5 protein-coding genes are annotated in these 5,221 nt (G+C 58.0%); 3 read left to right on the forward strand and 2 right to left on the reverse strand.

Annotated elements, in window-relative coordinates; translation table 11 throughout:
- Positions 1-52 precede the first annotated feature (52 nt).
- The 3 genes from H1Y01_RS19315 to H1Y01_RS19325 are packed head-to-tail and all read left to right on the forward strand — an operon-like array spanning position 53 to position 3,924.
- Positions 53-1,327: a metallophosphoesterase family protein gene (locus H1Y01_RS19315; protein ID WP_180542493.1), complete on the forward strand. Its 1,275-nt coding sequence runs from the start codon at positions 53-55 to the stop codon at positions 1,325-1,327.
- Between the two features lie 35 nt (positions 1,328-1,362).
- Positions 1,363-1,869, forward strand: coding sequence for a DinB family protein (locus H1Y01_RS19320; RefSeq protein WP_180542494.1), 507 nt, complete (start codon positions 1,363-1,365; stop codon positions 1,867-1,869).
- Between the two features lie 27 nt (positions 1,870-1,896).
- Positions 1,897-3,924, forward strand: a complete 2,028-nt coding sequence (locus H1Y01_RS19325) for a M13 family metallopeptidase (RefSeq protein WP_180542495.1) — start codon at positions 1,897-1,899, stop codon at positions 3,922-3,924.
- Between the two features lie 26 nt (positions 3,925-3,950).
- Here the strand turns inward: H1Y01_RS19325 and H1Y01_RS19330 are convergent, their stop codons facing one another.
- Positions 3,951-4,979, reverse strand: coding sequence for a ThuA domain-containing protein (locus H1Y01_RS19330; protein WP_219341704.1), 1,029 nt, complete (start codon positions 4,977-4,979; stop codon positions 3,951-3,953).
- A gap of 37 nt (positions 4,980-5,016) precedes the next feature.
- The coding region (locus tag H1Y01_RS19335; protein ID WP_219341705.1) for a histidine kinase at positions 5,017-5,221 on the reverse strand (205 nt) is incomplete at its 5' end.

The following is a 5,221-nucleotide window of genomic DNA, read 5'->3' on the forward strand; positions in this document are numbered from 1 at the left end:
GTTCATCTGTAAATGTGCACAATGATAGGCACCAGTGAGGAGCTATCCCCTAATGCCTACGCCCGCCAAGAAAAAGTCAAAGAAACAATCAAAGCAGCACCCCACGACGCATCCAGTTTCCAAACACCCGAAGGGCGTAACGGCAACTGGTGATCCGGTGTTTGCTCAGCCCGTCCCCAGTCCCGACCCGACTAGCTTCGCCGATCCGGTGACCGATCAGAATGAAACCGAGGTTGCGTCCGTGGAAGCGGTCCCGCAGCCGGCAGGCGGTACGGTGGAACCATTGCTGACGCTGGCGGCAATCCTGGGGAGCAATGGAAAAGCGGCCACAACGGCCATCCAAAATGCTGGACAAATTGTTTTCCACTGCGTTGGAGACACCGGCAGCGTGCAGGGCCCGCAAACTCAGTCGCTGGTCGCAGACAAGATGGTCAGCGATTTTAAGGAGGCACACTCCGCGGATGTTCCCGTGTTTTTTTATCACCTCGGTGATGTCGTCTATTACTTTGGCGAAGCGGCGTATTACTACGACCAGTTCTACGAACCCTACCGCAACTATCCCGCGCCGATAATCGCCATCCCTGGAAATCACGATGGCGTCGTTTACTCCGGAGATCCGGAGCCGACGCTTAATGCCTTCTTACAGAACTTTTGCACCGCGGCGCCCGCACCCGCGCCGGATGCGGGCGGCTTGCTTCGCACCACGATGATCCAACCCGGCGTGTACTTCACCCTCGAAGCTCCATTCGTCCGGATACTGGGCGTTTATAGCAATGTGCTGGAGGATCCAGGAGTCATCTCGGACGAGAACGGAACAAACACAGTACTCGATGAGCGCCAGGTTACCTTCCTTTCCGCCGCTCTGGTGCGCGTGAAGAGCGATAACTTCACCGGCGCCGTCATCATCGCCGTACATCATCCGCCGTTTACCGGCGGGTCGGAACATGGCGGCAGTCCGATGATGTTAGCGGATATTGACCGTGCCTGTGAGACGGCCGGGGTCTGGCCCCACGCCGTTTTTTCCGGGCATTCGCACAACTATCAGCGATTCACCCGGACGATCAATAACCTGGAGATTCCGTTTATAGTGGCCGGGTGCGGAGGTCATTCGCCGCTCTCCAGCATGAGTGGGACTTACCGGACTCCTTTCAAGATCGATGACACGCTGACGCTCGAAAGCTACGACGATACGGACTATGGTTACTTACGGGTCGTAGTTACTGCCGAAACCATGCGCATCGAGTTTCATCCCCAGGCCGACGGCGCGGCCACGAAGACTCCGGATGACGTCGTGACGATTACGCTCGCCGATCACACCGTAAGCTAACGTAAAGCGATACACTGTCGCGAGGAGATCCACAAATGAAAACACCCGCTCTCGTCGCCTTGGCCGCCGCGGTCGTGGGAGCCCCCGCCTACTCGCAGGACATCGTGAAATCGACCATCGTCAAACACCTGGAAACATCGAAGGCTTTTACGATCAAAGTCGCCGAAGCCATGCCGGAAGCAGGTTTCGATTTCAAGCTCACGCCGCCACAGATGAGTTTCGCCGGTCAGATGACGCACCTGGCTCAAGGATTGAGTTACTTCACCAGCTCGTTCACCGGTGCGAAACCGAATCCGGGCAAGCCCGCGTCCATGAACAAGGCCGATGTAATTGCGTTTGTGAACAGTTCGTTCGATAAGGCTATCGCGCTGGTGTCGGGCCTGACTCATGAACAACTGGCTAAGACCTATAAGGGTGAAGAGGGTGAGCAGTCGGGGCTCGATCTGCTGCTTGGTATGCTCGATCACACCACGCATCACCGCGCGTCGGCCGAGATGTACCTCCGAGCCAAAGGAATCACGCCGCCGGAATATCAGTACTAACCGGCGGTCGTTCTAAGCTGCATATAGATGAAATTTTTAATGGTATTGGTGTGCGCGCTCGCTGCCCTGCCCTGCCGGGCCGGCGCGCAGGATTCGGTCCATGGGATCAATGTGTCCAACATGGACCGCTCGGTCAAGCCCGGCGATGACTTCTTCGCGTACTGCAACGGCAGCTGGATCAAGCGTACGGAGATCCCACCCGACCGCGGCGGCATCGGCGTCTTCACCGCACTTGACATCCTGAGTAACAAGCGCATGGCCGATCTGATCGCTGAGATCTCGAAGGGCAGCGGTCCGCGGCAGGTAGCTGACCTATATAACTCCTACATGGACGAAGCCGGGATCGAGGCGAAAAGCGTCGCGCCGCTTCGTCCACACTTAGACGCCATCGCCGCGATCACGAATAAACGCGAACTCGCCCGAACGCTAGGCGCAACCCTGCGTGCCGATGTTGACGCGCTCGATAACACCAACTTCCACACGCCGAACCTATTCGGGCTGTGGGTGGCTCCGGGCTTCAACGATTCCGAGCATTACGCGGCGTACCTGCTGCAAGGGGGCCTGCAGATGCCGGACCGTGAATACTATCTGGCGGATAGCGACCGCATGCGCGACATACGGACGAAGTATGCGACCCATGTGGCAACCATGCTGAAGCTCGCGGGCTTTTCCGATCCCGACAATCGAGCCGCGCGCGTGATTGCGCTGGAGCACTCCATTGCGGAAACGCATCTGACCCTGGCCGAAGATCAGGACGTACACAAAGCGAATAACACATGGGCGCAGTCGGACTTCACGTCCAAGGCTCCCGGACTTGACTGGGCTGAGTACTTTCGCGGCGCGGGGCTTGCCAAGCAAGCGAGTTTCATCGTCTGGCAGCCCTCCGCATTTACAGGGGAATCGGCGCTTGTGGCCTCCGTTCCGTTGGACACATGGAAAGATTGGTTGGCTTTTCATCTGGTTGACGCTTATGCGGGCGTGCTTCCAAAGGCTTTCGCGGATGCGAGCTTCGACTTCTTCGGAAAGACACTTTCCGGTACTCCGGAACAGCGGCCGCGCTGGCAGCGAGGGGTAGCAGTGGTCAACGAGTTTCTCGGCGACGAAGTCGGGAAGCTCTACGCGCAGCGCTATTTCCCTCCCGAGGCAAAAACCGAGGCGCAGGCCATGGTGAGTAACATCATTGCGGCCTTCCGCAAGCGCATTGACGCGCTTACCTGGATGGATCCATCGACTAAGGCGGAGGCGCAAGCCAAGCTATCGACTTTGTATGTGGGCGTCGGTTATCCGGATAAGTGGCGCGATTACTCGGCTTATAACGTAAAAGCCGGCGACATCTTCGGTAACATCTGGCGTGGCGAGTTATTCGATTATGACCGTCAGGTGGCGCGTCTGGGCGGTCCCGTTGATCGCAAGGAATGGTCGATGGAGCCGCAAACGGTAAACGCGGTCAATCTTCCGCTCAAGAACGCGCTCAGTTTTCCCGCAGCCATTTTGCAGCCGCCTTTCTTCGATCCGCTCGCCGCGCCCGCCGATAATTATGGGGCGATCGGCTCAATCATTGGTCACGAAATCAGCCATACCTTCGACACCGAAGGCAGCGCTTTCGATTCGAAGGGCCGCGTTCGTAACTGGTGGACGGCCTCCGACCTGGCCCACTTCGAAGCCGCGACGGCACAACTCGCCGCGCAGTACAGCGCTTACAAACCATTTCCCGACCTTTCCGTAAATGGCAGGCAGACACTAGCCGAAAATATAGCGGACGTGGCCGGCATTTCCGCCGCTTACGATGGCTATCGCGCGGCTATGGCCGGGAAGACTACAACGCGTATTGATACTTTCAACGGCGACCAACAGTTCTTTATCGCTTTTGGTCAGAACTGGGGATCGAAGACGCGAGAAGCGTCTCTACGGCGCCAAGTGGCAACCGATCCACATGCGCCGGCGGAATACCGCGCTGCCACGGTCCGTAACATTGACGCCTGGTATAACGCCTTTGACGTACAGGCCGGAGAGAAACTGTATTTACCGCCCGCGGAGCGGGTTCGTATCTGGTAAGCCGAGCGCGTTCGTATCTGGTAAGGTTACTTCACGCTCGGACTATCATCCGCGGGTAAGTCGCCGAGCGCGTATTGAATGCCGGCCATCATGTGAAGAAGGAAAGGACGCCAGAAGAACACGTTCTCATCGTGCCCGTGTGCTTCGTAAAAGACGCGTCCGTTACCCACACGCTGAATATAGCTCAGGGCGTAATCTCCGTCCGTCCGCTTGTTGGCGGCGGGTTCCTTGGCTTTGTCTTCCGCGCTCATCCTGGCATAGTTAATGCTTGTTAGAACGTGAACGCGCTTGCGGCTGAATGAGTCCTGCGCGAAGGTATACGTTTCGTCAACGATGTTATAGCCTCGGGGCGGGAACATAACATTCAGCGGACTTTTCGGATCGTCGATCTTCACGGGTATCAGCGTCGGATAAGTCCAGTGAAACTTGAAGAAGCCGCCGATTAGTTCATTGAACTCGGGCCAAGTTCCAGTTAAGACTTGAGGAGAGTCCGGAGTCGGTCCGGGCTTGCTCGCATGGTAGGAATCGGATGCGGCGTGGATGCCGGCCAGCCCCTTTCCGCCTTTCACGAAATCGAGCAGCGCATTGCGGCGCAGATCGGTTGTGGCCTGATCGCTCGGATCGTCCAGGAAAAACCCGGTGGTGTCGTCCAGGAAGATCGCGTCGTACTGCTTCAGATTCTCCGGCGTGATCGCCGCCGCATCGTAGGTGATGGTGGTCATCCACGCCCCGGTCTTATCGCCGGTGTACTCGACCATCTTGGCGGCCAGCGGAATGGTACTGTGTACGAATCCCACGGCCCGGCAGAGAACAAGCACGCGGCGGAGGCTCTTCGGCGCGGCGTACGGCTTGTCCGGGAGAGACGCCATCAATGCCGCGATATCGGCGGGGTTCGCGAACTGTCTCTGGGGGCAGCCCTTGGAAAAGCCGCCGCTGAATCCGTCTGCCGGGCAATTTGCCGGCTGGCCTGACGGCGGCGCTTGTGCAAAGCTCATCTGAGCCGTCAACAACACCACGCCGACTGCCGCTGCAACTCCACATCCTTTCAATGTCATGGCGTGATTATATACGGGGTGGGCCGCCCGACTCCGGTTAGCTTAAGCGGGATTGCAATTGCTTGCGGTAACGGCGGCTTAACCGCAGTCGCGTGCCGTCTAGCGTCCGGCGCAGGAAATCGCTCAAACCTGCGATCATGCTGACCGCCGAATCGTTCCTACCCTCGCGCACCAATCCAGCGACGGCGTTCAACGTGTTGAATAGAAAGTGCGGCTCGATTTGCCGGCGCAAGGCGTCGAGT

The sequence above is a fragment of the Nevskia soli genome, assembly GCF_903970205.1.
GTDB lineage: Bacteria > Acidobacteriota > Terriglobia > Bryobacterales > Bryobacteraceae > Bog-113.